Source organism: Curtobacterium sp. MCSS17_005 (assembly GCF_003234225.2).
Lineage (GTDB): Bacteria > Actinomycetota > Actinomycetes > Actinomycetales > Microbacteriaceae > Curtobacterium > Curtobacterium flaccumfaciens.
Genome location: NZ_CP126258.1, coordinates 2,181,936 through 2,207,390 on the forward strand (window position 1 = coordinate 2,181,936; position 25,455 = coordinate 2,207,390).

26 protein-coding genes are annotated in these 25,455 nt (G+C 72.3%); 2 read left to right on the top strand and 24 right to left on the bottom strand.

All coding sequences use genetic code 11. From position 1 onward, the window contains the following. Positions 1–33: 33 nt before the first annotated feature. From trpA to DEJ20_RS10570, 13 genes are all read right to left on the bottom strand, one after another. The gene (gene trpA / locus DEJ20_RS10510; protein ID WP_111094250.1) at positions 34–828 is read right to left on the bottom strand and encodes a tryptophan synthase subunit alpha; all 795 of its coding nucleotides are present in this window, start codon (positions 826–828) and stop codon (positions 34–36) included. Beyond that, positions 825–2,039 carry a tryptophan synthase subunit beta gene (trpB, locus tag DEJ20_RS10515; RefSeq protein ID WP_071244754.1) on the bottom strand — a complete coding sequence of 405 codons (1,215 nt, stop codon included), beginning with the start codon at positions 2,037–2,039 and terminating at the stop codon, positions 825–827. Before trpB ends, trpA begins: the two co-directional genes overlap by 4 nt. 127 nt (positions 2,040–2,166) lie before the next feature. Then, a complete protein-coding gene (trpC, locus tag DEJ20_RS10520; RefSeq protein WP_111235163.1) occupies positions 2,167–2,952 on the bottom strand; it encodes an indole-3-glycerol phosphate synthase TrpC in 786 nt (261 codons plus the stop codon). 19 nt (positions 2,953–2,971) lie between these two features. Continuing rightward, on the bottom strand, positions 2,972–3,211 hold the full coding sequence (locus tag DEJ20_RS10525; protein ID WP_017887200.1) for an HGxxPAAW family protein: 240 nt from the start codon (positions 3,209–3,211) through the stop codon (positions 2,972–2,974). Next, positions 3,208–3,906: a Trp biosynthesis-associated membrane protein gene (locus DEJ20_RS10530; protein ID WP_111235046.1), complete on the bottom strand. Its 699-nt coding sequence runs from the start codon at positions 3,904–3,906 to the stop codon at positions 3,208–3,210. The genes DEJ20_RS10525 and DEJ20_RS10530 overlap by 4 nt, the downstream gene beginning before the upstream one ends. Then, positions 3,903–5,447 (bottom strand): anthranilate synthase component I, encoded by a 1,545-nt coding sequence (locus DEJ20_RS10535; protein WP_111235047.1) that lies wholly within the window; start codon positions 5,445–5,447, stop codon positions 3,903–3,905. Before DEJ20_RS10535 ends, DEJ20_RS10530 begins: the two co-directional genes overlap by 4 nt. Then, complete coding sequence (gene hisI, locus DEJ20_RS10540) at positions 5,444–5,842, bottom strand: phosphoribosyl-AMP cyclohydrolase (protein ID WP_027465725.1); 399 nt, start codon at positions 5,840–5,842, stop codon at positions 5,444–5,446. The genes DEJ20_RS10535 and hisI overlap by 4 nt, the downstream gene beginning before the upstream one ends. Before the next feature lie 25 nt (positions 5,843–5,867). Then, positions 5,868–6,623, bottom strand: a complete 756-nt coding sequence (gene hisF, locus DEJ20_RS10545) for an imidazole glycerol phosphate synthase subunit HisF (protein WP_258374845.1) — start codon at positions 6,621–6,623, stop codon at positions 5,868–5,870. An 11-nt stretch (positions 6,624–6,634) separates the two neighbouring features. Beyond that, positions 6,635–7,474, bottom strand: coding sequence for an ATP phosphoribosyltransferase (gene hisG, locus DEJ20_RS10550; protein WP_027465727.1), 840 nt, complete (start codon positions 7,472–7,474; stop codon positions 6,635–6,637). Positions 7,475–7,532: 58 nt separating this feature from the next. After that, the gene (locus tag DEJ20_RS10555; protein WP_027465728.1) at positions 7,533–7,796 is read right to left on the bottom strand and encodes a phosphoribosyl-ATP diphosphatase; all 264 of its coding nucleotides are present in this window, start codon (positions 7,794–7,796) and stop codon (positions 7,533–7,535) included. A 101-nt stretch (positions 7,797–7,897) separates the two neighbouring features. Then, positions 7,898–8,557 carry a ribulose-phosphate 3-epimerase gene (gene rpe / locus DEJ20_RS10560; protein ID WP_111235049.1) on the bottom strand — a complete coding sequence of 220 codons (660 nt, stop codon included), beginning with the start codon at positions 8,555–8,557 and terminating at the stop codon, positions 7,898–7,900. A 34-nt stretch (positions 8,558–8,591) separates the two neighbouring features. Further along, on the bottom strand, positions 8,592–10,160 hold the full coding sequence (locus DEJ20_RS10565) for an RsmB/NOP family class I SAM-dependent RNA methyltransferase (protein ID WP_258377132.1): 1,569 nt from the start codon (positions 10,158–10,160) through the stop codon (positions 8,592–8,594). Further along, positions 10,157–11,092 carry a methionyl-tRNA formyltransferase gene (locus tag DEJ20_RS10570; protein WP_111235050.1) on the bottom strand — a complete coding sequence of 312 codons (936 nt, stop codon included), beginning with the start codon at positions 11,090–11,092 and terminating at the stop codon, positions 10,157–10,159. Before DEJ20_RS10570 ends, DEJ20_RS10565 begins: the two co-directional genes overlap by 4 nt. A 134-nt stretch (positions 11,093–11,226) precedes the next feature. On the opposite strand from DEJ20_RS10570, the gene DEJ20_RS10575 reads away from it, so the two are divergent. Next, complete coding sequence (locus DEJ20_RS10575; RefSeq protein ID WP_111235051.1) at positions 11,227–11,556, top strand: DUF8129 domain-containing protein; 330 nt, start codon at positions 11,227–11,229, stop codon at positions 11,554–11,556. A 14-nt stretch (positions 11,557–11,570) separates the two neighbouring features. Beyond that, positions 11,571–12,026 (top strand): DUF4383 domain-containing protein, encoded by a 456-nt coding sequence (locus DEJ20_RS10580; RefSeq protein WP_111235052.1) that lies wholly within the window; start codon positions 11,571–11,573, stop codon positions 12,024–12,026. Between the two features lie 110 nt (positions 12,027–12,136). On the opposite strand, the gene DEJ20_RS10585 is transcribed toward DEJ20_RS10580, so the two are convergent. Genes DEJ20_RS10585 through pyrR form a run of 11 tightly spaced genes read right to left on the bottom strand, consistent with a single transcriptional unit; the run spans position 12,137 to position 25,447 of the window. Continuing rightward, a complete protein-coding gene (locus tag DEJ20_RS10585) occupies positions 12,137–14,137 on the bottom strand; it encodes a primosomal protein N' family DNA-binding protein (protein WP_111235053.1) in 2,001 nt (666 codons plus the stop codon). Between the two features lie 8 nt (positions 14,138–14,145). Continuing rightward, positions 14,146–15,357 carry a methionine adenosyltransferase gene (gene metK, locus DEJ20_RS10590; protein WP_111235054.1) on the bottom strand — a complete coding sequence of 404 codons (1,212 nt, stop codon included), beginning with the start codon at positions 15,355–15,357 and terminating at the stop codon, positions 14,146–14,148. 5 nt (positions 15,358–15,362) lie between these two features. Then, positions 15,363–15,626 carry a DNA-directed RNA polymerase subunit omega gene (gene rpoZ / locus DEJ20_RS10595; protein WP_017887186.1) on the bottom strand — a complete coding sequence of 88 codons (264 nt, stop codon included), beginning with the start codon at positions 15,624–15,626 and terminating at the stop codon, positions 15,363–15,365. Positions 15,627–15,653: 27 nt separating this feature from the next. Continuing rightward, a complete protein-coding gene (gene gmk, locus DEJ20_RS10600; RefSeq protein ID WP_258377133.1) occupies positions 15,654–16,577 on the bottom strand; it encodes a guanylate kinase in 924 nt (307 codons plus the stop codon). Beyond that, on the bottom strand, positions 16,574–17,458 hold the full coding sequence (gene pyrF / locus DEJ20_RS10605) for an orotidine-5'-phosphate decarboxylase (protein WP_258377134.1): 885 nt from the start codon (positions 17,456–17,458) through the stop codon (positions 16,574–16,576). The genes gmk and pyrF overlap by 4 nt, the downstream gene beginning before the upstream one ends. Positions 17,459–17,469: 11 nt before the next feature. After that, entirely contained in the window at positions 17,470–20,763 is a 3,294-nt protein-coding gene (carB, locus tag DEJ20_RS10610; RefSeq protein WP_111235056.1) for a carbamoyl-phosphate synthase large subunit, read from the bottom strand. Beyond that, on the bottom strand, positions 20,763–21,962 hold the full coding sequence (gene carA, locus DEJ20_RS10615) for a glutamine-hydrolyzing carbamoyl-phosphate synthase small subunit (RefSeq protein ID WP_111235057.1): 1,200 nt from the start codon (positions 21,960–21,962) through the stop codon (positions 20,763–20,765). The genes carB and carA overlap by 1 nt, the downstream gene beginning before the upstream one ends. Next, on the bottom strand, positions 21,959–22,522 hold the full coding sequence (locus tag DEJ20_RS10620; RefSeq protein WP_051596738.1) for a PH-like domain-containing protein: 564 nt from the start codon (positions 22,520–22,522) through the stop codon (positions 21,959–21,961). The genes carA and DEJ20_RS10620 overlap by 4 nt, the downstream gene beginning before the upstream one ends. Beyond that, the gene (locus DEJ20_RS10625) at positions 22,519–23,877 is read right to left on the bottom strand and encodes a dihydroorotase (RefSeq protein WP_111235058.1); all 1,359 of its coding nucleotides are present in this window, start codon (positions 23,875–23,877) and stop codon (positions 22,519–22,521) included. The genes DEJ20_RS10620 and DEJ20_RS10625 overlap by 4 nt, the downstream gene beginning before the upstream one ends. Next, the gene (locus DEJ20_RS10630) at positions 23,874–24,848 is read right to left on the bottom strand and encodes an aspartate carbamoyltransferase catalytic subunit (RefSeq protein WP_111235059.1); all 975 of its coding nucleotides are present in this window, start codon (positions 24,846–24,848) and stop codon (positions 23,874–23,876) included. Before DEJ20_RS10630 ends, DEJ20_RS10625 begins: the two co-directional genes overlap by 4 nt. Then, entirely contained in the window at positions 24,848–25,447 is a 600-nt protein-coding gene (gene pyrR, locus DEJ20_RS10635; protein WP_017887177.1) for a bifunctional pyr operon transcriptional regulator/uracil phosphoribosyltransferase PyrR, read from the bottom strand. Before pyrR ends, DEJ20_RS10630 begins: the two co-directional genes overlap by 1 nt. Positions 25,448–25,455 lie beyond the last annotated feature (8 nt).

The window sequence follows — 25,455 nt, forward strand, 5'->3', positions numbered from 1 at the left end:
GTAGCGCGGGTCGCGGGCCGGACAGGAACTGGACTAGCGGCGGCGGGCGCCGGTGGCGAGGTCGGCGGCACGGTCGGCCACACCCTGCACACCGAGGTCGGCAAGCGCGCGGACGAACGCGGACCCGACGATGGCACCGTCGGCGTACTCGAGGACCTCACCGACCTGCTCGGCCGTCGAGATCCCGAGACCGACGCAGGTGCGCTCGACCCCGGCGTCGCGCAGGCGCGACACCACCGTGCGTGCGGCGACGTCGACCCCGGCCCGTGCACCGGTCACACCCATCGTCGAGACGGCGTACACGAACCCACGGCTGGCCTGGACCGCTTGGCGCATGCGCTCGTCCGACGAGGACGGCGCGGCGAGGAAGACCCGGTCGAGCCCGGTCCGCTCGGAGGCCTCGGTCCACGCGGAGGCCTCGTCGGGGATGAGGTCGGGCGTGATGAGGCCGGCGGCTCCGGCGGCGACGAGGTCGTCGGCGAAGCGGTCCACGCCGTAGCGCAGCACCGGGTTCCAGTACGTCATGACGAGCACCGGCACGTCGGCCCGCTCGGTGATCTGCTGCACGGCGTCGAAGACCTGTGCGACCCGGAAGCCGTTCGCCAGGCTCTCCTCGGCCGCCCGCTGGATCACGGGGCCGTCCATCACCGGGTCGGAGTACGGCAGGCCGAACTCGATGACGTCCACGCCGTTCTCGGCGAGGGCGACGGCGGCGTCGACGCTGGTCTGCAGGTTCGGGTACCCCGCGGGCAGGTAGCCGACGACGGCTCCGGCGCGCTCGGCGTTGGCGGTGTCGATCGTCGTGGCGACGGTCCGGTTCGTGGTCACAGCTGCACCGCGTTCTCGTCGAGGATGCCGAAGTAGCGACTGGCGGACGCGACGTCCTTGTCACCCCGGCCGGACAGGTTCACGAGCACGACACCCTCGGGGCCGAGCTCTTTGCCGAGCTTCATCGCACCGGCGAGGGCGTGGGACGACTCGATCGCCGGGATGATGCCCTCGGTCTGGCTCAGCAGGCGGAAGGCCTCCATCGCCTCGGTGTCGGTGATCGGCTGGTACTTCGCGCGGCCGATCGACGCCAGGTACGCGTGCTCCGGTCCGACGCTCGGGTAGTCGAGTCCGGCGGAGATGCTGTGGCTCTCGATCGTCTGGCCGTCCTCGTCCTGCATCAGGTACGACTTCGCGCCCTGCAGCACCCCCTCGCGACCGAGCGTGATGCTCGCCGCGTGCCGACCGGTCTCGACGCCGTCGCCACCGGCCTCGAAGCCGTGCAGTGCGACGGACTCGTCGTCGAGGAACGCCTCGAAGATGCCCATCGCGTTCGAGCCGCCGCCGACGCAGGCCGCGACGGCGTCGGGCAGGCGACCGACGCGGTCGAGGACCTGCTGGCGGGCTTCCTCGCCGATGACCTTGTGGAACTCGCGCACCATCTCGGGGAACGGGTGCGGACCGGCGACCGTGCCGAGCAGGTAGTGCGTCGACTCGACGTTGGCGACCCAGTCGCGCAGGGCGTCGTTGATGGCGTCCTTCAGGGTGCGCGAACCGGTCTCGACGGGGATGACCTCGGCGCCGAGCAGGCGCATCCGGGCCACGTTGAGGGCCTGTCGCTCGGTGTCCACGGCGCCCATGTAGACGACGCACTCCATGCCGAACAGTGCTGCGGCGGTCGCCGTGGCGACGCCGTGCTGGCCGGCACCGGTCTCGGCGATCAGGCGGGTCTTGCCGAGCCGACGGGCGACGAGGGCCTGCCCGAGGACGTTGTTGATCTTGTGGGACCCGGTGTGGTTCAGGTCCTCGCGCTTCAGGATCACCCGAGCACCACCGGCGTGCTTCGCGAACCGCGGCACCTCGGTGATGATCGAGGGGCGCCCGGTGTAGTCGCGCTGCAGCTCGTCGAGCTCCGCACGGAACGCCGGGTCCGCCCAGGCCTGGCGGAAGGCGGCCTCGAGCTCGTCGAGCGCGAGGACGAGGGACTCGGGGACGAAGCGTCCGCCGAAGTCACCGAAGTAGGGGCCGTGCAGGTCGCGGAGTGAGGTCACGATGTGTCTCCCGGGACGAGTCCGACGCGGCTGGTCGGCCGCGTCGGACGGGTGGAACGTGCGGCCGCGGTCGGCGGCCTCGATGCGTGGGCGGTCCGGGCCGCTGGTCAGCGGCCCGCCGGGCCGGTCAGGCCTGGTCGGCGGCGTCGACGAACGACGTCAGGGTCGCGGCGGGGTCGTCACCCGTCACGAGCGCTTCGCCCACCAGCACGACGTCGGCGCCCGCTGCACGGTAGTGGGCGACGTCGGCCGGACCGGAGACCGCGGACTCGGCGACCCGCACGACCCCGGCCGGGATGCGGTCGGCGAGCGACCCGAACAGGTCGCGGTCGAGCGAGAAGTCGGTCAGGTCACGGGCGTTGACGCCGAGGATGCGAGCACCGGCGTCGAGGCCACGCGTGACCTCGTCACCGGAGTGCGCCTCGACCAGCACGCGCATGCCGAGTTCTTCGGCCAGGGTGTGCAGTTCGACCAGGCGGGCCTGCTCGAGCGCCGCCACGATGAGCAGCACCACGTCGGCTCCGGACGCCCGGGCCTCGATCACCTGGTACGGGTCGGCGATGAAGTCCTTGCGGAGCACGGGGACCCCGACTCGGGCCTTCACGGCTTCGAGGTCGGCGAGGCTGCCGAGGAACTTGCGGCCCTCGGTCAGGACGCTGATCGTCGAGGCCCCGCCACGCTCGTAGTCCGCCGCGAGGGCGGCCGGGTCGGCGATCGCGGCCATCGACCCGCGGGACGGGCTGGCGCGCTTGACCTCGGCGATGATCTTCACCCGGTCGCCCGGGCTGAGGAACGCGAGGGCGTCGAGCGGCGACGCCACCCGGTCGAGGTCGCGTTCGACGTCCGAGTACGGACGGTCGACACGACGGGCGGCTGCGTCCTCGAGCGCGCCCGCGACGAGGGTCTCGAGCACGTTCGGCATCGGGAGACCCCTACTCGCCGTGGTGCTTGGGGACGAACTTCGGACCGTCGACGCCGTAGCCGGCCTTCTTCATCACGCCACCGACGATGAGGCCGATGAGGACGACGCCAGCGGAGGCCCAGACGCCCCACGGCTGGTCGAACCAGAAGAACAGCGTGCCTGCCGCGAATCCGATCAGCATGATCACGACGGCGGTCCAGGCGGCCGGCGAGTGGCCTTCGCCGAGTTCTGCGGGCTCAGTGTTGCTCACGGTGCTCCTCGTTCTGCTCCGGCGTCGTCGGTCGAGCGACGCCCTGTCGATCCTACCGTGTCGTCACTCGGCGCCACCGCGCCCGCGCCGTCGGCGGTGGTCGGGTCCACGCCCGCGCTCAGGTCGTCCCAGTCGACGACCGCGTCGCGCTGGACGGGTGCTGCTGCACGTGCTGCTGCGGCGGCTCCGGCGGTGGCGGCACCGTACTTCCGGCTCGGGCCGGGCCAGGCGCGCTGGACCACGATGACGACCACGCCGAGCAGCACGGCGAGCACGCCGCCCGCGATCCCGACGGCGGGCCACGGGCTCACGGAGACGCTCGACACGACACCGCGGACGGCGCCGAGGTCACTGACCCCGGCGACCTCGCCGACGGCACCGCGTGCAGCGGCGATCGGGTCACGGAGGGCGGTGATCCCGCTGACGACCACCCCGAGGCCGAGCAGGATCTCGACGGCGGCGAGCACGATGCGCAGCACCCGTCCTGCGATGGTCATCGCCAGGAAGAGCGCGAGGCTCGCGATCGCCAGCGCGGTGTACTGCGGCACGACCGCCGCCCCGTCTGCCGAGACCGTCGAGGTGACGGCGGCACCCGCGTGCAGGCGGACGGTGAACCAGGTCTGGGTCCAGGCGAGCATGATGACGCCGGCGACCAGGAGCCCGGCGACGACCACGATCGGACGCGAGCGCTTCACGAGCGGACCTCGCGCATCCGGTTGGCCGTGGCGACGGCACGCAGCGGGGCGGCGGCCTTGTTGACGGCCTCGACGTGCTCGGTCTCCGGGTCGGAGTCCGCCACGAGTCCGGCCCCGGCCTGCACGCGGGCCACGCCGTCCTTGATCAGGGCGGTCCGGATCGCGATCGCCAGGTCGGCGTCACCGGCGAAGTCGAAGTACCCGACGACACCGGCGTACGCACCGCGCTTCGCCGGCTCGAGCTCGTCGATGATCTCGAGCGCACGCGGCTTCGGCGCGCCCGAGAGCGTGCCTGCCGGGAACGTCGCCTGGAACACGTCGATCGCCGAGGCCTCGGGACGCAGCCGCCCCTCGACGCTCGACACCAGGTGCATGATGTGGCTGAACCGCTCGACGGTCATGAACTCGGTGACGCTGACGGTGCCGGGCTCGCACACCTTCTGCAGGTCGTTGCGCGCGAGGTCGACGAGCATCAGGTGCTCGGCGCGCTCCTTCGGGTCGCCGAGCAGGTCCTCGCCGAGGTGGACGTCCGCTTCCGGGGTGGCACCGCGCGGGCGGGACCCGGCGATCGGGTGCGTGATGGCCCGGTCGCCCTGCACCTTGACCAGCGCCTCCGGTGATGCGCCGACGATCCAGAACCGCTCGTCGGCGGTGTCCGCGAGGGCGAGGAAGTACATGTACGGGCTCGGGTTCAGCGTCCGGAGCACCCGGTAGACGTCGAGCGGGTCGGCCGTGACCTCGTGGTCGAACCGCTGCGAGATGACGACCTGGAACACGTCACCGTCGCGGATGAAGCCCTTCGAGCGCTCGACGGCCGCCATGTAGTCGGCCGGGCTCGTGCGGTGGGTCGGGGTCGGCTCGGCGATCTCGAAGGCCTCGGCCACGGTCGCGACGCTCGGCTGGACCAGGTCGCCCTGCATGCGGTCGAGGCGCTGCTGCGCGTCCGCCCAGAGCGTGTCCGCGTCGTCGGTGCCGTCGTTCAGGACGCTCGCAATGAGCAGCACGAGACCGGTGCGGTGATCGAGCGCGGCGAGCTCGGAGACGAAGGACAGGGCCTGTCCGGGGACGTCGAAGTCCGCCGGCGGCACGTTCGGCAGGTGCTCGAGCTGGCGCACGGCCTCCCACCCGATGAAGCCGACGGTGCCGCCGACGAGCGGCGGCGAGCCGGGCACCCGCGGCGTGGCCCAGCGCTCGTGCAACCGTGCGAGGACCTCGAGGGGAGCGCCGTCGAGCGACCCGACGGCGCGCTCGGCGTCGATGCCGGTGTCGATCCAGGCCGCGCGGTCGCCGTCCTGCGTCAGGACGCCGAAGCTCCGCACGCCGACGAACGACCAGCGCGACCACAGGCCACCCTGACCGGCGGACTCGAGCAGGAAGGACCCGGGGCGGCCGTCGGCGAGCTTGCGGTAGACGCCGACCGGCGTCTCGCTGTCGCCGTACAGCGCGCGGACGACCGGCAGGACACGGTGGTCGCCGAGCAGCCCGTCGAACTCCGGTCGGGAGGTCGTGTGCGGGGTCTCCGAGATCGTCGCGGTGGTCATCGGGTCGGCTCCACGGCCGTGTCCGCCGGAGCGGACATGGTCACGGGCGCGAGCGGGTCGACGTCGAAGCACCGGTGCGCACCGGTGTGGCACGCCGCCCCGACCTGCTGCACCGTGACGAGGAGCGTGTCGTCGTCGCAGTCCAGCGCAGCGCCCCGGACGTACTGGGCGTGTCCCGAGGTGTCGCCCTTCCGCCAGTACTCGTTCCGCGACCGCGACCAGAAGGTCACACGGCCCTCGGTGAGGGTGCGGCGGAGGGCTTCCCGGTCCATGTACCCGAGCATGAGGACGTCCTTCGACGATTCCTCCTGCACGATGGCGGGGAGCAGGCCGTCCGCACCGAAGCGTGCGCGGTCGAGGACCGCCTCGGTGTCGGTGCTGGTGCTGTCGGTCATGAGGCTCCTAGCCTACGGCGGCGGATCAGCGGACGGCGTGACCGGTCGCGCGGAGCGCGGCCTTGACGTCCCCCACGGTCATCTCGCCACGGTGGAAGACGCTGGCGGCGAGGACTGCATCGGCACCCGCGTCGACGGCCGGGGCGAAGTGCTCGACGCGACCCGCGCCTCCCGAGGCGATCACCGGGACCGACGAGACGGCGCGCACCGCGGCCACGAGTTCGAGGTCGAACCCGTTCTTCGTGCCGTCGGCGTCGATGGAGTTGACGAGCAGCTCCCCCGCGCCGCGCTCGACAGCCTCGCGTGCCCACGCGATGGCGTCGAGGTCGGACTCGGTCCGCCCGCCGTGGGTGGTGACCACGAAGCCCGACGGCATCCGGTCGGCGCGCTTGACGTCGAGCGACAGCACGACGGCCTGGGCACCGAACCGGTCGGCGATCTCGCCGATGAGCTCGTGCCGGGCGATCGCTGCGCTGTTCACGCCGATCTTGTCCGCGCCGCACTGCTGCAGCCGCGAGACGTCGTCCACACTGCGCACCCCGCCGCCGACGGTGAGCGGGATGAAGACCTGCTCGGCCGTCCGGGTCACGGTGTCGTACATCGTCGCCCGGTTCTCGACCGTGGCGCCGACGTCGAGGAAGGTCAGCTCGTCGGCACCCTGCTCGTAGTACCGGGCCGCGAGCTCGACGGGGTCACCGGCGTCCTGGAGGTCCAGGAAGTTGACGCCCTTGACGACGCGGCCGCCCTTGACGTCGAGGCACGGGATGACCCGGACCGACACGCCACCGGCGGTCACAGGCGTGCGGCGTGGATCGGGCTGACGAGGATCGCCCGGGCGCCGAGGTCGTAGAGCGCGTCCATGATGAGGTTCGCGTCGTCGCGCGGGATCATCACGCGGACCGCCGCCCAGTCGCGGTCGTGCAGCGGCGACACGGTGGGCGACTCGATGCCGGACGCCACCGCCGTCGCCTGCTCGAGCAGGGCCGTGGGGACGTCGTAGTCGAGCATCACGTAGCCACGGGCGACGAGCACGCCCTGCAGGCGTCGGCGCAGGACGTCGATGCCCGGGATGGTCTCGTCGGTGGAGACGAGCACCGCGGTCGACTCGAGGATCACCGGGCCGAAGATCTCGAGGCCCGCCTGCCGGAGCGTGCTGCCCGTCGACACGACGTCGGCCACGGCGTCGGCGACCCCGAGCCGGACGGCGCTCTCGACCGCGCCGTCGAGCTTCACGAGCGTGGAGCTGACCCCGTGCTCGGCGAGGAACGCACCGACCAGTCCGGGGTAGCTCGTGGCCACACGCACGCCGTCGAGATCCTGCAGCGAGGCGAACCGACCCGGGGTGCCGGCGAACCGGAAGGTGGAGTCGGCGAAGCCGAGCGCGTCGACCTCGTGCGCCTCGGACCCGGAGTCGAGCAGCAGGTCGCGGCCGGTGATGCCGACGTCGAGCGCGCCGGACCCCACGTACGTGGCGATGTCCCGCGGGCGGAGGAAGAAGAACTCGACGCCGTTGCGCTCGTCGAGCAGGTGCAGCGCCTTCGGGTCGCGGCGACCGGCGTACCCGGCCTCCCGCAGCATGTCGGACGCGGTCTCGGACAGGGAGCCCTTGTTGGGCACGGCGATGCGGAGCATCAGTGGGTCTGCTTTCTGTGGGGTCGTCGGCGGTCGTCGGTGCGCCGGGCGGCGCTTCCTACAGATGTCGCCAGACGTCCGCCGGGGTGAGCCCCTTGGCGACCATGAGGACCTGGAGGTGGTAGATCAGCTGCGAGATCTCCTCCGAGGTGCGCTCGTCGCCCTCGTACTCGGCCGCCATCCAGACCTCGGCGGCTTCCTCCACGATCTTCTTGCCGATCTGGTGCACGCCGGCGTCCAGTTCGGCGACGGTGCCGGAGCCCTCGGGGCGCGTGCGCGCCTTCTCGGTGAGCTCCTGGAACAGGTCGTCGAACGTCTTCACGGAGTCCAGGCTACCGGTCTCCGCTGACGCTGCCGACGCACCGTCCGGACGGGAGGCAGTGGTCGCCTCGGTGACGCCGGTGCGCTCCGGCGCTCCCCCGGTCACGAGCGCGCCCGAGCGGCAGCCTCGCGCAGGTCGGCGATGCGCGCGGCGGGTTCGCCGCCGTACACCGCGGAGCCCGCCACCAGGGTGTCGGCACCGCTCCGGACGGCCTCGGGCACGGTGTCGACCGCGATCCCGCCGTCCACCTCGAGCCAGACGTCGAGCCCGGACGCGTCGACGGCGGCGCGGGCGTCGGCGAGCTTCGGCATCACGGACGGCATGAAGGACTGGCCGCCGAACCCGGGCTCGACCGTCATCAGCAGGATCATGTCGTAGGCGTCGAGGTGGTGCAGCACCTGCGTGATCGGGGTACCGGGCTTCACGGCGACGGCGGCCCGAGCACCGTTCGACCGGATCGCCGCGGCGGTCGCCACCGGGTCGGCGGCTGCCTCGAAGTGGAACGTGACGCTCGATGCACCGGTCTCGGCGTACTTCGGGGCGTTGACGTCGGCGTCGGTCACCATCAGGTGCACGTCGAGCGGAACCGGCGACACCTGCTGCAGGCGCTGGACGATCGGCAGCCCGAGCGTCAGGTTCGGGACGAAGTGGTTGTCCATCACGTCGACGTGCACCAGGTCGGCGGTCTCGATGCGCTGAAGTTCGCGCTCGAGGTTCGCGAAGTCGGCGGACAGGATGCTCGGCGAGATGCGGATCGTCACCGGGCAAGCCTACCGGCGTGCCGTGGGCCGGGCCTCAGTCGACGCGGCGGAACAGCGCGATGAACATCGCGTCCGTCCCGATGCGGTGCGGCCACAGCTGCGCGGTGGCGCCGTCCGCGATCTCGGGGTCGCGTGCGGCGACACCCCGGACGATCGTGGCGGTGTCGAGCTGCTCGAGCCGGTCGCCGTGCCGCCCCATCAGCGCGTCGACCTGCCCGCGGGTCTCGGCCAGGTGCGGCGAGCACGTCACGTACGCCAGGGTCCCGCCCGGTGCGAGCACCCGGACGGCGGCGTCGAGCAGTTCGGTCTGCAGGGCAGCGAGCTCTTCGACGTCCTCGGGGAGCTTCCGCCAGCGTGCCTCCGGTCGACGACGCAGCGCGCCCAGCCCGGTGCACGGGGCGTCGAGCAGGATGCGGTCGAAGGTCATCCCGGTGCCGTCGCGCCCGTACCGACGGGCGTCACCCTCGACGACGCGCACGTGGTCGCCGAACACACCGAGGGCGTTCCGCACGAGTCCGGCGCGGGCGGGCACGAGTTCGTTGGCGACCAGGGTCGCCCCACCCTGCTGCGCCTCGGCGGCGAGCAGCGCGGCCTTGCCGCCGGGTCCGGCGCACATGTCGAGCCACCGCTCCCCCGCACGCACGTCCGACGAGCGGCTCAGCGCCAGCGCGGCGAGCTGCGACCCCTCGTCCTGCACACGCAGGCGTCCGGCGGCGACGCCCGGCACGCGCGCCGGGTCGCCGCTGATGCCGCGGATGCCGACGGGCGACACCGGCGCGGCGTCCGCCTGCACGACGGGCTCGTCGGCCCGGACGGGAGGCACGGTGCCGGTCGCGCCGTCGGCCTCCGGTTCGTCGTCGGCGGGCACCAGGGCCGCGGGCACGTCGTCCGCACCGGTCGCGTCGGCGAACGCGGCGTCGGTGTCGTCGTCCGGGGCGGTGCGGGCGGTCGCGGTGGCGATGTCCTCGTCGGTGGCGAGTCCGGGCAGGGCCGCGAGCTGCACCCGGGGCGCGGCGTTGTCGGCGGCGAGCAGGGCGGCGAGCTCGTCGCGGGAGCGTTCGGCGGCCAGGGCGTCGCGGAGCGCCGAGACGACCCAAACCGGGTGCGACCAGCGGGTGGCGAGCAGGGCGTCCCCGGCGCGGCCCTCGGTGATCAGGGCGTCCCACTCCTGATCGGTGCGGGCGGCGATCTTGCGCATCACGGCGTTCACGAACCCGGTCGCGCGGCGGGCACCGACCTCTCGGGCGAGCTCGACCGTGGCGTCGACGGCGGCGTGCGTCGGCGTGCGCATGGCGAGCAGCTGGTGGGCACCGAGGCGCATCACGTCGAGGACGTCCGCCTCGATGTTCTCGGCCCGGCGACCGGAGGCCAGCGCGATGATCACGTCGTAGCGGCCGAGCATCCGGATCGACCCGTAGGTGAGCTCGGTCGCGAACCCGGCGTCGCGGGCGGTGAGCCCGGCGCGGCGGATGCGCGTCGGCAGCAGCAGGTTCGCGTAGGCGTCGTCGACCTGCACGGCGCGGAGCACGTCGAACGCCACGCGGCGGGCGCTGGCCGGACGCGGGTCGCGGCGGGCACCCTGGGGCTTCGTCTGGGGGCTCATGCGAGGACCTTCCCGTCCAGTTGGCCGAGGCCGCGGGCCCAGGCGGCGGCGTCCATCGCCTTCTTGCCCGCCGGCTGCACCTCGAGCAGCACGAGCGGGGTGTCGGCGGTCCCGATCAGCAGCCGACCGCCGTGGAGTGCGAGCGCACCGGGCGCGAGCGACGGGGCGGGGTCCTGCGCGCCTCCTGGCTCCATCCTGCTGCGGAGCAGCTTCACGCGTGTCTCGCCCAGGTGGGCGTACGCGCCGGGCTCGGGCGTGACCCCGCGCAGCCGCGCGTGCACGACGGTGGCGGGCGCGGCGAAGTCGATGCGGCCGTCGTCGATCGTGAGCTTCGGGGCGAGGGTGGGCTCGCCGGACTGCTCGGTCGCGACGGCGGTACCGGCGGCGATGGTGTCCACGACGCCCGCCACCACGTCGGCGCCGACCTCGGCCATCGCCGCGAGGACCTCGCCCGAGGTCGCCTCGGGGTCGATCTCGAAGGGCAGGGCGGCGTACACCGGTCCGGCATCGAGCGCCTCGACCAGCTGGAAGACGGTGGCGGCGGTGCGGAGGTCGCCGGCCATCACCGCACGCTGCACGGGAGCCGCACCGCGGTACGCCGGCAGGTCGGAGAAGTGCAGGTTGATCCACCCGTGCCGCGGGGCGTCGAGGGCCGGGCGGCGGAGCAGTGCGCCGTAGGCGACGATCACGCCGAGGTCGACGTCGAGGTCCGCGATCCGGGCGGTGACGGCGTCGTCGACGCGCGAGGCCTCGATCACGGGCAGTCCGAGCTCCGCGGCGACGACGGCCACCGGGGTCGGGGTGAGGACACGCTTGCGGCCCTGCGGGGTGGCCGGCCGCGTGAGCACCGCGACGATCTCGTGGTCGGACGCCGCCAGACGGCGGAGGGTGGGGACGGCCGCAGCGGGGCTGCCGGCGACGACGAGACGCATGGGTTCGATCCTCCCACGCCGACGGGCCCACCCGACCCCGACCGCCTGTCCGGAGCACGCGGTGCTCGACGCTGCCTGTGCACCAGCAGAGCGTGGGCTGCGTACGTTCTGGCTGCATCGACGGAAGGAGCACCATGACCGACCGAGACCTGCCCATCCCGGACTTCGACCACGTCCCGCTCGGCAACCTGACGGAGCACCTGACGGCCCTCGACCGCGAGCAGCTCGAGGTGCTGCTCGACCACGAGAAGGCCCACGGCGCACGGTTGCCGGTGCTGGAGCGGATCCGTCACCGGATCGAGGCCCTGGACGGCGGTGCGGAGCCGACCGGTTCCGTGCCGGAGCACCTCCCCGAGACGTCCGCGGGGGCCTCGGCACCGGCGGACGTCACGCCGGCCACCGCCGGTCCGACGATCAACCCGCCCTCCCACGGCGTGCCCACCAACCCCGCGCAACCGCGCTGAGATCAGGAGACACCATGAGCGACGTCACCACCGCCACCAACCGCTACGCCGGTTCGTCCGTCCAGAAGGCCGCCCTCGTGGTCGGCATCGTGTTCCTGCTCGTCGGGATCGCCGGGTTCATCCCCGGCATCACGACCGGTGACCTGGCCGGGGCCGGACACGAGTCGATGGGCATGCTGCTCGGCATCTTCCAGGTGTCCGTGCTGCACAACATCGTGCACCTGCTGTTCGGCGTCGTCGGACTGCTCGCCGCCAACCGCGCCTCCGGCTCGCGGATGTACCTCGTGATCGGCGGGATCGTCTACTTCGTGCTGTGGATCTACGGCCTGTTCACCGCCGGCCACAGCTCGGGTGCGAACTTCGTCCCGCTGAACAACGCCGACAACTGGCTGCACCTCGTGCTCGCCATCGGCATGGTCGCCCTCGGCGTCGTGCTGCCGCGCGAGCGTCGTCGGCCCGTCAACGCCTGACCGGCCAGCACCAGCCGGTCGCCGCACGGCGGCAGACCCCGAACGACACCGCCGACGTCGCACGACGTCGACGGTGTCGTTCTGCGTCGGGCGCACACAGTCGGGCCGGATCAGACCTCGGAGAACGGTTCGGCGTCGTCCAACCGCACCCGCAGCGTCGGAGCGGCGCGTCGGCGGTTGCCGCCCTTCAGCACCCGCCGGGTCGACGAGCGCCGGATCACCTCGGCCTTGAGCGTCGCGGCGACCTCGGCCCCATGCGCGTACGGGAACCGCACGATGGCCCGGACCGTGCCCGGCAACGTGTCGTCCTCGACCGGGACCGGGCCGAGCACCGGACCGACGACGGCGTCGCCGAGCGCTTCGACCGCAGCGGTGACGGCTTCGTCGGTGCCGGTCATCGTCGCCACCCGGACCGCCGGCGGGAAGTGGAGTTCGCGGCGGTCGGTGAGTTCGTCGTGCGCGGGTCCGTCGAGTCGCCACAGGGCCATCGCCGACGCCAGACGACCGCCGATCCCGACCAGGTACACCTCGGCACCGGGAGACGACTTCGCGGCGGCGTTCGTCCAGAAGCGCAGCACGTCCTCCTGCACCCGCAGCCCTTCGCGGGCGAGCATCTTCTCGCCGTCGAGCAGCAGCACGCAGGCGTAGCCGCCCGGCACCGACGGCTCGGCCCCACGGGTGGCGACGACGACGGACGGGCGGGCGGGGACCTCGTCGAGCGGGCGAGAGCCGTCGGCGACGATGATCCGGGTACCGGGGAACGCTCGCCCGAGCTCCTCCGCGGTGCGCTGTGCGCCCTGGCCGACCGGCTTCACGGTGCCGTTGCCGCACGTCGGGCAGCGGAACCCGACGGCCAGCGCGCCGCAGAAGCGGCACTGGGGCGTGGCTCCACGGTGCGGGCTGCCGAGCGGCCCGCCGCAGACCCGGCAGTGCGCGCGTTCGCCGCACTCGGCACAGACCAGGCCGGTGCCGAAGCCCGGGCTCGCGACCTGCACCAGGACGGCACCGTGCTGGCTGGCCTCGCGCGCGGCACGCCACGCAGAGCTCGGGATGCGCGCCTGTGCGGCGAACCCCTCGGCCCCGGTCTGCTGCACGGTGGGGATGACCTTCGGGGTCTTCACGCGGTAGGGCACGACGTCCTGCAGCCAGTGCAGCTCGACCAGGCGCTGCACGTCGGTGCTCCGCGCGTGCGAGACGAACAGCAGGGCGGCACCGGACTGGGCGGCCCGCACCAGGGCGACGTCGCGCGTGTGCACGTACGGCGCGCGCTGCTCGATGAACGAGGCGTCGCCGTCGTCCCACATGGCGATCAGCCCGAGCTCGGTCGCCGGTGCGTACATCGCCGTGCGGTTGCCGATCGCGACCACCGGGTGCGTGCGGGCCTGCAGCAGGGCCTTCGCGCGCTGCCCGTTCGTCTGCTTGGCGTCGAACCGCAACACCCGTTCCGGCGGCAGCACGGCGAGCAGGGCGCGCTCGAGGTCGATGACGTCGCGGAAGTCCGGCACGGCGATCACCGCGGACTGCTCGGCCGCCACCGTGTGTGCGGCGGCCTGGGCGAGCGTCGCGGCCCACCCCGGGACCCAGACCGGCTCGTCCCCGTCGCCCATCGCCACGGGCTGGGGCACGGCGGCGACCGCGGCGCGCCCGTGCTCCGTCACCACGGCCTCCAGGACGCCGTCGGCGTAGCCGGTGACGGGCGGGGCGGTCACCGGCGGCGGCGACCAGGCGGTGTCCCGGGCGAGCCAGGCCTTCTCGGCGCGCACCTGCCGCGGTGGCACGGCCAGGCGCAGGACGTCGGAAGCGACACCCGCTGCCCGGTCGGCAACGGCACGCGCGAGAGTCCAGATCTCCGGCGCCAGGACGGGCACCGGGGACAGGACGGCCTCGATCTGGCTGAGCTCACCCGGGAAGGTCGTATCAGCCAACACCGTCCCCTCGGTGACGATCTCGACCACGTAGCCGTCGGACATCCGTGCCCCGGTGCGCAGCGGCACCTTGACGCGGACCCCCGCGACGCAGTCGTCCTCGAGCTCGGCCGGCACCCGGTAGTCGAACAGACGGTCCAACTGCGGGAGCGGCGAGTCGAGGACGACGCGCGCGACGGTGGTCACGCGGTGCTTCAGACGGTCGCGGCGACGAGTCCTGCGGCGGCGCGGAGTTCCTCGACACGGTCGAGCTGCTCCCACGTGAACCCGGGGAGCTCGCGGCCGAAGTGGCCGTACGTCGCGGTCTGCGCGTAGATCGGTCGGAGCAGGTCGAGGTCGCGGATGATCGCGGCCGGACGCAGGTCGAAGACCTGGCGGATGGCGGCCTCGATCGTGGCGTCGTCGACGTGTCCGGTGCCGAAGGTCTCGACGTACAGCCCGACGGGCTTCGCGCGGCCGATCGCGTACGCGACCTGCACCTCGAGCCGGTCGGCCAGCCCCGCGGCGACCGCGTTCTTGGCGACCCAGCGCAGCGCGTACGCCGCCGATCGGTCGACCTTCGACGGGTCCTTGCCGCTGAACGCGCCGCCACCGTGACGGGAGGCCCCGCCGTAGGTGTCGACGATCACCTTGCGGCCGGTGAGCCCGGCGTCGCCCTGGGGGCCACCGATCTCGAAACGACCGGTCGGGTTCACGATGACGTCGACGTTTGACGAGTCGAGGTCGACCAGGTCGAGGACCGGACGGATCACGTGCTCGGTGATCGCCGCGGTGAGCTCGTCGAGCGTGACGCTCGGCGAGTGCTGCGTGGAGAGCACGACGGTCTCGACGGTCTTCGGCACGACGCCGTCGTACCCGATGGTGACCTGGGTCTTGCCGTCCGGACGCAGGAACGACAGCTCGCCCGACTTGCGGACCGCGGCGAGGCGCTCGGCCAGGCGGTGCGCCAGCCAGATCGCGACCGGCATGTACTCGGGGGTCTCGTTCGTCGCGAAGCCGAACATGATGCCCTGGTCGCCGGCGCCCTGACGGTCGACCGGGTCGACCGCACCGGTGCGGGAGTCGAGCGACTCGTCCACACCCTGCGCGATGTCGGGCGACTGGGCGCCGATCGAGACCTCGACACCGCAGGTGGCGCCGTCGAACGAGACGTCCGACGAGTTGTAGCCGATGCCGGTGATGACGTCACGGACGAGCTTGGGGATCTCGACGTAGCCGGAGGTCGTGACCTCGCCGGCGACGTGCACGAGCCCGGTGGTCACCATCGTCTCGACGGCGACGCGCGCGTTCGGGTCGACCGTCAGCAGTGCGTCGAGGATGCTGTCCGAGATCTGGTCGCAGATCTTGTCGGGGTGCCCCTCGGTCACCGACTCGGACGTGAAGAGGCGGAGAGCAGCTGCAGTCACCGGGATCAGTCGGTGGGCTGCTGCTGCTTGGTGACGGTGAGCTTGTCCTCGTTGATCTCGTGGAGCGCGACGGACAGCGGCTTGTCGTCGATCGTCGAGTCGACGAGCGGTCCGACGTTGTCGAAGAGCGAGCCCTCGTGCAGGTCGGCGTAGTAGTCGTTGATCTGGCGGGCGCGCTTGGACGCGAAGATGACGAGCGCGTACTTCGACTCGACCTTGCTGAGCAGGTCGTCGATGGGCGGGTCGATGATGCCCTGGGGGTTGGCCATGGTGTCTCCTCGAAGTCAGTGCACCCGTCAGGGCGCAGAGAACAAGTCTACGACCTCGCGTGCCGCGGTGCCGACATCGGAGTTCACGATCCGCACGTCGAACTCGTCCTGGGCGGCCAGCTCGACCTTCGCGGTCTCGAGGCGACGGGCTTGTTCCTCCGCAGATTCGGTCCCGCGGCCGATGAGCCGGCGCACCAGTTCCTCCCACGTCGGGGGCAGCAGGAACACGAGCACCGCCTCGGGCATGGCGTCGCGGACCTGCCGGGCGCCCTGCAGGTCGATCTCCAGCATGACCTTCTCGCCGGCGTCGAGCGCGCGGTCGATCGGCGGGCGCGGGGTGCCGTAGCGGTACGAGTTGTGGACGGTCGCCCACTCGAGCAGCTCGCGGTCGCGGATCATGCGGTCGAACTCGTCGTCGTCCACGAAGTAGTAGTGCACGCCGTCGACCTCGCCGGGGCGGGGCTTCCGGGTGGTGGCGGAGACGCTGAGGTTGACGTCCGGGTAGTGCTGTCGGATGTGCGCGCTGACCGTGCCCTTGCCGACCGCGGTGGGTCCGGCGAGCACGATGAGCTTCGAGGCACCACGCTTGCGACCGCGGGCGGCGAGCCAGTCCGCCAGGGCGGTCCGCTGCCGGGTCCCCAGGCCACCGAGGCGCTTCGACGGGGCGATCCGCAGGGTCCCCATGATCGCCTCGGCTCGTGCGGGGCCGATCCCCGGCAGGCTGACGAGCAGGTCACGGACCCGCAGCGAGCGTTCCGCCGAGGTCGTCTCGACCAGCGAGTCGTCCCACGCGGCGCGGGCGACGTCGAGTGCGGAGCGCTCCCCCGAGGCGATCGCGGCCTTCACCGCGGCCCGGGCGCGTCGCGCGGCGACGGCGGCCTTCGCCGCGGCGACGCGGTCCACCTCTGGCGGGGTCCGGTGGGCGGGCAGGCCCTCGTGCTCGTCGGTCACGCTGCCGCCGCCAGTGCGGTGCGGATGCGGTCGGCGCGCTCGGTGACGAGCGCCGCGACGCCGTCCGGGCCGTCGGTCAGCAGGCCGCGCGACTCGCTCACGAGCACCTGCTCGGCACGGGCGCCGTACAGCGCGCGGAGGTCCTCGATGCGAGCGCCCTGGGCACCGAAGCCCGGGGCGAGGACCGGCGCGGTGCCGATCGCGTCCGCGTCGATGCCGAAGTCGTCGAGGTGAAGGGTCGCGCCGAGCACGAGCCCGACGTCGCCGAGGGCCTGATCACCCACGGACCGGTTGTCGTCTGCCACGTCCAAGACGATACCGGCCGCGACCGTCCGGCCGGTACGCGGTCCCTCGGCGAGCACCGCGGTCTGCAGCACCCGCGCCTCGGGGTTGCTCGTCGCCGCGAGCACGAAGACCCCGGCACCGTTCCGGCGCGCGACGTCGATCGTGCCCCGGAGCGAGCCGTACCCGAGGTACGGCGACACCGTCATCGCGTCGGCCGCGAACGGCCCGTCGCGGTCCAGCCACGCCAGCGCGTAGTCGTCACCGGTCGTGCCGATGTCGCCTCGCTTCACGTCGGCGACGACCAGGAGGCCCGCATCGCGTGCCCGGCGGATCGTCGCGTCGAGCGCACGGTAGCCCGCCACCCCCGCCGCCTCGAAGAAGGCGACCTGCGGCTTCACGATCGCCGCGCGGCCGGCGGCCGCATCGACCAGGGTCGCGCCGAACGCCGTCAGGCCCCGCTCGTCGCGGGCGAGCCCCCACGCCGCCAGGGTGGCGGCGTGGGGGTCGATCCCGACGCAGAGCGGTGAACGCTCCCCCATGGCGGACGCGAGGCGGTCACCGAAGGAGGCCGGGCCTCCCGACCAGGTCGTTGCCACGCTGGCAGCCGTCACCAGGTCGCGCGCTCGAGCGCGTAGTCCTGCAGGCTGCGGACGTTGAGCGGCGAACCGATCGTCTCGATCGCCGCGACGGCCGCCCCGATCTGCGCGATCGTCGTGAACAGCGGCTTGTCCGCCGCGACGGTGGCCGCACGGATCTCGTACCCGTCCGCACGACCGGCGGCACCCGACGGCGTGTTGATGACGATGTCGACCTCGCCCCTGGCGAGCAGGTCGACGACGCTCTCGCCGCCCTGGCTGTACTTGCCGACGATCCCGACCTCGATGCCGTTGCGGCGGAGGATCTCCGCCGTGCCCTCGGTCGCGATGATCGTGAAGCCGAGCTGCTGCAGGCGGTGCACCGGCAGCACGATCGCGCGCTTGTCGGTGTCGGCGACGCTCACGAAGACCGTGCCGCTGGTCGGCAGGCCGCCGTACGCGGCGTCCTGCGACTTGAGGAACGCCCGCGGGAAGTCGCGGTCGATGCCCATGACCTCGCCGGTGGAGCGCATCTCGGGGCTGAGCACCGAGTCGACGACCTGGCCTTCACGGGTGCGGAAGCGACGGAAGGGCAGCACGGCCTCCTTCACGGCGACCGGCGACTGTGCGGGGACGAACGCCCCGTCACGCTCGGGCAGCATGCCCTCGGCGACGAGCTCGGCGACCGTGGTGCCGGTCATGATGCGGGACGCGGCCTTGGCCAGCGGGATGCCGAGCGCCTTCGAGACGAAGGGCACCGTGCGGCTGGCGCGCGGGTTCGCCTCGAGGACGTAGAGCACGCCGGCGCCGATGGCGAACTGGACGTTGAGCAGGCCCTGCACACCGATGCCGCGGGCGATCTTCTCGGTCGCGTCGACGACGCCCTGGATCTCCGCGCGGCCGAGGCCGACCGGGGGCAGGGTGCAGGCCGAGTCGCCGGAGTGGATGCCGGCCTCTTCGAGGTGCTCCATGATGCCGCCGATGTAGAGCCGCTCGCCGTCGAAGAGCGCGTCGACGTCGATCTCCACGGCGTCGTCCAGGAACCGGTCGACCAGCAGCGGGAGCTCCGGGCCGATGATCGCCTGGTCGGCCATCCGGTCGAAGTAGTCCGCGAGCGACGGGGAGTCGTAGAGGATCTCCATGCCGCGGCCGCCGAGCACGAACGACGGGCGGACGAGGACGGGGTACCCGATCTCCTCGGCCACCGTGGTCGCGCTGGCCAGGTCGTGGGCGGTGCCGTTCCGCGGCGCGAGCAGCCCGGCGGCGTCGAGGATGGCGGAGAACTGTCCGCGCTCCTCGGCCGAGTCGATCGCGGTGGGGCTGGTGCCGAGGATCGGGATGCCCGCAGCCTCGAGCGGCTTCGCCAGGCCGAGGGCGGTCTGTCCACCGAGCTGCACGACGACGCCGACGAGTTCGCCGGACGCGGCCTCGGCCTCGATGACCTCGAGGACGTCCTCGGCGGTCAGCGGTTCGAAGTACAGGCGGTCCGAGGTGTCGTAGTCGGTCGACACGGTCTCGGGGTTGCAGTTGATCATGATCGTCTCGAACCCGGCGGCGCTCAGCGCGAAGGACGCGTGCACGCAGGAGTAGTCGAACTCGACGCCCTGTCCGATGCGGTTCGGGCCGGAGCCGAGGATCACGACCTTCTTGCGGTCGCTCGGCGTGATCTCGGTCTCGGTGTCGTACGACGAGTAGTGGTACGGCGTCAGGGCGGGGAACTCGCCCGCGCAGGTGTCGACCGTCTTGAAGACCGGTCGGATGCCCTGGGCGTGCCGCTCGTCACGGACCTGCTGCTCGGAGACCGGTGCCGCATCCGTGCTGCGCAGGCTCGCGATCTGGGCGTCGCTGAAGCCGTGCTCCTTCGCCCAGCGCATCGTGTCCGCGTCGAGGGGGTCGGCGGCCCGGACCTCGTCGGCAACCTCGTTGATGAGCACGATCTGGTCGATGAACCAGGGGTCGATCTTGGTGGCCTCGAAGACCTCGTCCGCGGTGGCGCCCGCGACCAGCGCCTGCTGGACCGTGACGATGCGGCCGTCGGTCGGGATCGACGACTTCGCCAGCAGGGCGTCCTTGTCGAGCTCGGCCGCCGGGGTGTCCCAGTGGAAGCTCGACCCGCGCTTCTCGAGCGAGCGCAGCGACTTCTGCAGTGCCGTGGCGTAGTTCCGGCCGATGGCCATCGCCTCGCCGACGCTCTTCATCGTCGTGGTGAGGGTGGCGTCGGCGGCCGGGAACTTCTCGAACGCGAACCGCGGGGTCTTCACGACCACGTAGTCCAGCGTCGGCTCGAAGCTCGCCGGGGTGACCTTCGTGATGTCGTTCTCGATCTCGTCGAGCCGGTAGCCGATCGCGAGCTTCGCGGCGATCTTGGCGATCGGGAAGCCCGTGGCCTTCGACGCGAGGGCCGACGAGCGGGACACGCGGGGGTTCATCTCGATGACGATGACGCGGCCGTTCGACGGGTCGACGGCGAACTGGATGTTGCAGCCACCGGTGTCGACGCCGACGCGACGGATGATGTCGATGCCGATGTTCCGCATGTTCTGGTACTCGCGGTCGGTCAGCGTCAGCGCGGGGGCGACCGTGATCGAGTCACCGGTGTGGACACCGACCGGGTCGACGTTCTCGATGGAGCAGATGACGACGGTGTTGTCGTAGTTGTCGCGCATCAGCTCGAGCTCGTACTCCTTCCAGCCGAGGATGGACTCCTCGAGCAGGACCTCGGTCGTCGGGCTGGACTGCAGCCCGTCACCGACGAAGCGGACGAGTTCGGCCTCGTTGTAGGCGAAGCCCGAGCCGAGGCCACCCATGGTGAAGGACGGACGGACGACCAGCGGGTACCCGAGGTCCTTCGCGAACTCCTTCGCTTCCTCCAACGTGTGCGCGATGTGGCTGCGGGCGACGTCGGCGCCGGACTCGAGGACGAGCTCCTTGAAGAGCTGGCGGTCCTCGCCGCGCTGGATCGCCTCGACCTTGGCACCGATGAGCTCGACGCCGTGCTTCGCGAGGATGCCGGCCTCGTCGAGCGCGATGGCCGCGTTCAGGGCCGTCTGGCCGCCGAGGGTCGGCAGGACGGCGTCCGGCTTCTCGATGCGGATGATCTCCTCGAGCGACGCGTTCGTGATCGGCTCGATGTAGGTCGCGTCGGCGAAGTCGGGGTCGGTCATGATCGTCGCCGGGTTCGGGTTGACCAGGATGACCCGGACGCCCTCGGCCCGGAGGACACGGCACGCCTGGGTGCCGGAGTAGTCGAACTCGGCGGCCTGACCGATGACGATCGGGCCGGAGCCGATGACGAGGACGGAGTTGATGTCTGCGCGCTTGGGCATCAGTTCGCTTCCTTGGTGATGTCTGCTGCGGGGGTCGTGGCATCGGCGGTGGCCGCGTCGAGCGGCTCCCCGTCGCGACGCTCGCGCACCATGTCCGCGAACCGGTCGAAGAGGTACATGCTGTCGTGCGGTCCGGCGGCGGCCTCGGGGTGGTACTGCACGCTGAACGCCGGCACGTCGAGCGCGCGGAGGCCCTCGACCACGTTGTCGTTCAGCGAGTAGTGCGAGACCTCGACCCGACCGAACCCGGCCGGGGACTCGAGGACCTCGCCGAGGGGCGCGTCGACCGCGAAGCCGTGGTTCTGGCTCGTGATCTCGACCTTGCCGGTGATCGTGTCGAGCACCGGCTGGTTGATGCCGCGGTGGCCGAAGGGCAGCTTGTAGGTGCCGAAGCCGAGCGCGCGGCCGAGCAGCTGGTTGCCGAAGCAGATGCCGAAGAACGGCCGGCCGGAGCGCAGGCTGTCCTGCAGCAGTTCCACCTGTGCGTCCGACGCGGCGGGGTCGCCGGGGCCGTTCGAGTAGAACAGGGCGTCCGGTGCGAGGGTTTCCAGCTCCGCAGCGGAGATGTCCTGCGGCACCACGTGCACCTCGAAGCCGCGGGCGGCGAGGTACCGGGTGGTCGAGGCCTTCACGCCGAGGTCGAGCACGGCCAGGGTGCCGATCTGCTCGCCGACGGCGGGGACGACGTAGGTCTCCGGGGTGGACACGACCGCCGAGAAGCTCGCGCCGGCCATCGTCGCCTGCGACACGACCGCGTCCAGCTGCGACTCGGCCGACAGCGCCGCGTCCGCACCGCTGAAGACGCCGCCCTTCATGGCGCCGGCGTCACGGATGCGGCGGGTGAGTGCGCGGGTGTCGATGCCGGAGATGCCGACGATGCCGTCGCGCACCAGGTGGTCGTCGAGCGTGGCGTTCGCGCGGTGGTTCGACACCACGCGGCTGGGGTCGCGCACCACGTACCCGGCGACCCAGATGCGACGGGACTCGGGGTCCTCGTCGTTCACCCCGGTGTTGCCGATGTGCGGCGCGGTCTGCACCACGATCTGTCCGGCGTAGGAGGGGTCGGTCAGCGTCTCCTGGTAGCCGGTCATGCCGGTCGCGAAGACCACCTCGCCGAGCGTGCGCCCACGGGCGCCGTAGGCCCAGCCGTCGTACCGGGTGCCGTCTTCGAGGACCAGGACGGCCCGTTCGCGTGTCATGCTTTCTTCCCTTCGCCCGCGGTTCGCGGAGCATCGGCCGCAGTCGCCTGCGGCCCGGTCTCGGTCAGTCCCTGCAGGGCGTGCAGCGCGGCTGCGTCGCCCTCCGGGAACCGGAAGTAGGTGTCCAGGTCCGTCGCACCTGCGGCGCCGGTCGCCGTCCATCGCAGACGGACCAGTCCCCCGGGTTCGACCACTCGGTCGATCGCCCACGTGGAGCGGTCGGCGCCGCGGACCGCGTCGCGCGCGATCCAGCGGTCGTCGGTACCGGCGAGGCGCATCACCACGCCGGTCGCGTGGACCGTCACCCCGCCGCGGCCGCGGAACCCGAGGCCGCCTGCGGTGATGCGTTCCAACGGCTGGTCGGCGCGGGTCGTCGCGACGGTGAACCCGTCCCACGACCCGACCGCCGGTGCCAGGTCGGCCGGCACCCGGACTGGAGGCACGGCTTCCGCCTGCTTCCTGGTCCGCGTCCGCCAGGTGCGCGCCATCGCGACGAACAGGGCGGCGACCGCGAGCAGGATCACCGCGCCGAGGAGCCAGCGCTGCGCGTCGCCGCTCATGCGCGCGCCCCTGTCCGGAGCGCCGCGGCGTGGGCCGCGATCGTGTCCGCGTCGACGACCCGGCCGTCGAGCACCGTCGCGTACCCCTGGTGGAAGGTCGCGACGACCCGGCCAGGCAGGGTCATGCCGAGGTACGGCGAGTTCTGCGACTGCCCGGCGAGGTCGGTGACCGCGAACTCCCGGCTGGCCGACGGGTCGTAGAGCGTGATCTCGGCGGGGGCGCCCGCGGCGATCCGCTGCCCGTGCCCCTCGACCTGGCCGATCCGCGCCGGCGCCTCGGACAGCACCCGGGCGACGTCGGCCCAGTCGAGCCGGCCGTCGTCGACCACGGCGGCCTGCACGACGCTCAGCGCGGATTCGAGGCCGACCATGCCGTTCGCCGCGGCGGGCCACTCGCAGCACTTCGCCTCGGCGGTGTGCGGCGCATGGTCGGTCGCGACGATGTCGATGGTGCCGTCGGCCAGGGCCGCGCGGAGCGCCTCGACGTCTTCGCGGGCGCGGAGCGGCGGGTTCACCTTGTAGCGGGCGTCGTAGCCCGGCGCACCGTCGTGGCCGGCGATGAGGTCCTCGGTGAGCACGAGGTGGTGCGGGGTGACCTCGGCCGTGACGTCGATGCCGCGGGACTTCGCCCACCGGAGGACCTCGACGCTGCCGGCCGTCGAGACGTGGCAGACGTGCAGGCGTGCTCCGACGTGGTCGGCGAGCAGGACGTCGCGGGCGATGATCGCCTCTTCCGCGACGGCGGGCCACCCGGCGAGGCCGAGCTCCGAGGACAGTCGGCCCTCGTTCATCTGCGCGCCGATGGTCAGCCGGGGCTCCTGGGCGTGCTGCGCGAGCACCCCACCGAAGCCCTTGATGTACTCGAGTGCGCGGCGCATGAGCAGCGGGTCGGCCACGCACGAGCCGTCGTCCGAGAACACTCGGACCTTCGCACGCGACGTCGCCATCGCGCCGATCTCGGACAGGTGCGTGCCCTGCAGCCCCTGTGACACGGCGCCGATCGGGCGGACCGTCACGTAGCCGGCGTCGTCACCGAGGGCCTGGACCTGCTCGACGACCCCGGCGGTGTCCGCGACGGGGCTCGAGTTGGCCATGGCGTTCACGGCGGTGAAGCCACCGGCGGCCGCGGCACGCGAGCCGGTGAGGACGGTCTCGGACTCCTCGTGGCCGGGCTCACGCAGGTGCGTGTGGAGGTCCACGAGGCCGGGCAGGGCGATGAGGCCGTCCGCGTCCACGGTGGCGGCGCCGGCCGTGTCGAGACCGGACCCGACCGCGGTGATGCGCCCACCCTCCAGACGGATGTCGGCACGCGAGCCGTCGACCAGCTGCGCGCCACGGATCAGGTGAGCGGTCATGCGGCGGACTCCTTCGCGTCGGTGCCGGTGCCGGCACTGCCCGTCAGGGCGAGGTAGAGGACGGCCATCCGGACCGAGACGCCGTTCTCGACCTGCTCGACGACGGTCGAACGGGGGTCGTCGGCGGCGACGCCGGCGATCTCGAGCCCGCGGTTCATCGGACCGGGGTGCATGATCAGCGTGCGCTCGGACAGCCGACCGAAGCGCGCCGCCGTCAGGCCCCAGTGCCGCGTGTACTCGCGCGGGTTCGGGAAGAAGGCGTCGTTCATCCGCTCCTGCTGGATGCGGAGCGTCATGACGACGTCCGGGTCCTCGGCCAGGGCGGTGTCGAGGTCGTGGTGCACCGCGGCACCGAAGGGGGTCGGTGTGGCGGGCAGCAGCGTCGGCGGCGCGGCGAAGGTCACGCTCGCGCCGAGGGTCCGGAGCAGCCAGGCGTTCGACCGGGCCACACGGCTGTGCAGCACGTCGCCGATGATCAGGACGCGCACGCCGTCGAGGCCCTGGCCGCGCGAGCCGGCGCCGTGCAGGCGGCGGCGCATGGTGAAGGCGTCGAGCAGCGCCTGCGTCGGGTGCTCGTGGGTCCCGTCACCGGCGTTGATCACCGGCACGTCGATCCAGTCGGCGTCGGCGAGCACCCGCGGCGCGCCCGATGCACCGTGGCGCATGACGATGCCGTCGATGCCCATCGCGCCGAGGGTCTGCACGGTGTCCTTCAGGGATTCGCCCTTCGAGACGCTCGAGCCCTTCGCGGCGAAGTTCAGGACGTCGGCGGACAGGCGCTTCGCGGCGGCCTCGAACGAGATGCGCGTGCGCGTGGAGTCCTCGAAGAACAGGTTCACCACGGTCTTGCCGCGCAGGGCCGGGAGCTTCCGGACCTCGCGCGTGTTGACCTCGGCCATCTCCTCGGCGACGTCGAGGATGTGGACGGCCTGGTCGCGGGACAGGTCGGCGGTGGAGAGCAGGTGCCGCATCACGCCACCCCCTGCTCGATGAACACGGTGTCGTCGCCGTCGGTCTCGGCCAGGTGCAGCGTGACCCGCTCGTCGGACGCGGTCGGCAGGTTCTTGCCCACGTGGTCCGCACGGATCGGCAGCTCGCGGTGGCCGCGGTCGACGAGCACGGCGAGCCGGACGGCACGCGGCCGCCCGATGCCCTGCAGCGCGTCGAGCGCGGCGCGGACGGTGCGGCCGGAGTACAGCACGTCGTCGACGAGCACGACGACCTTGCCGTCGATGCCGCCGGCCGGGATCACCGTCCGGTGGGGTGCACGGCCGATGCCGTGGCCGAGGTCGTCGCGGTGCATGGTGACGTCGAGCGTGCCGACACGCTCCGTCCCGATGCCGCCGGCGGCCGAGGACCACTCCGGCTCGATGCCGGCCAGGATCCGGCCGAGGCGTTCAGCCAGGACGGCGCCGCGGGTCGGGATGCCGAGGAGCACGAGGTCCGAGCCCCCGTGGTTGGCTTCGAGGATCTCGTGCGCGATGCGTGTCAGGGCACGCGTGATGTCGGGCTGTTGCAGGACCGTTCTGGTTCCCACGTCGACCCCCTTCCCCGCCTCACTGGACGGCATTAAAGGAT

Excerpts from the sequence above, each read along its gene's own strand:
- DEJ20_RS10535 (WP_111235047.1), bottom strand. The coding sequence starts at position 5,447 with ATGACCACCGCGACGATCTCGGAGACCCCGCACACGACCTCCCGACCG.
- hisI (WP_027465725.1), bottom strand. The coding sequence starts at position 5,842 with ATGACCGACAGCACCAGCACCGACACCGAGGCGGTCCTCGACCGCGCA.
- hisG (WP_027465727.1), bottom strand. The coding sequence starts at position 7,474 with ATGCTCCGCATCGCCGTGCCCAACAAGGGCTCCCTGTCCGAGACCGCG.
- DEJ20_RS10565 (WP_258377132.1), bottom strand. The coding sequence starts at position 10,160 with ATGAGCCCCCAGACGAAGCCCCAGGGTGCCCGCCGCGACCCGCGTCCG.
- DEJ20_RS10570 (WP_111235050.1), bottom strand. The coding sequence starts at position 11,092 with ATGCGTCTCGTCGTCGCCGGCAGCCCCGCTGCGGCCGTCCCCACCCTC.
- DEJ20_RS10575 (WP_111235051.1), top strand. The coding sequence starts at position 11,227 with ATGACCGACCGAGACCTGCCCATCCCGGACTTCGACCACGTCCCGCTC.
- DEJ20_RS10580 (WP_111235052.1), top strand. The coding sequence starts at position 11,571 with ATGAGCGACGTCACCACCGCCACCAACCGCTACGCCGGTTCGTCCGTC.
- rpoZ (WP_017887186.1), bottom strand. The coding sequence starts at position 15,626 with ATGGCCAACCCCCAGGGCATCATCGACCCGCCCATCGACGACCTGCTC.
- carB (WP_111235056.1), bottom strand. The coding sequence starts at position 20,763 with ATGCCCAAGCGCGCAGACATCAACTCCGTCCTCGTCATCGGCTCCGGC.
- carA (WP_111235057.1), bottom strand. The coding sequence starts at position 21,962 with ATGACACGCGAACGGGCCGTCCTGGTCCTCGAAGACGGCACCCGGTAC.
- DEJ20_RS10620 (WP_051596738.1), bottom strand. The coding sequence starts at position 22,522 with ATGAGCGGCGACGCGCAGCGCTGGCTCCTCGGCGCGGTGATCCTGCTC.
- DEJ20_RS10625 (WP_111235058.1), bottom strand. The coding sequence starts at position 23,877 with ATGACCGCTCACCTGATCCGTGGCGCGCAGCTGGTCGACGGCTCGCGT.
- DEJ20_RS10630 (WP_111235059.1), bottom strand. The coding sequence starts at position 24,848 with ATGCGGCACCTGCTCTCCACCGCCGACCTGTCCCGCGACCAGGCCGTC.
- pyrR (WP_017887177.1), bottom strand. The coding sequence starts at position 25,447 with ATGCCGTCCAGTGAGGCGGGGAAGGGGGTCGACGTGGGAACCAGAACG.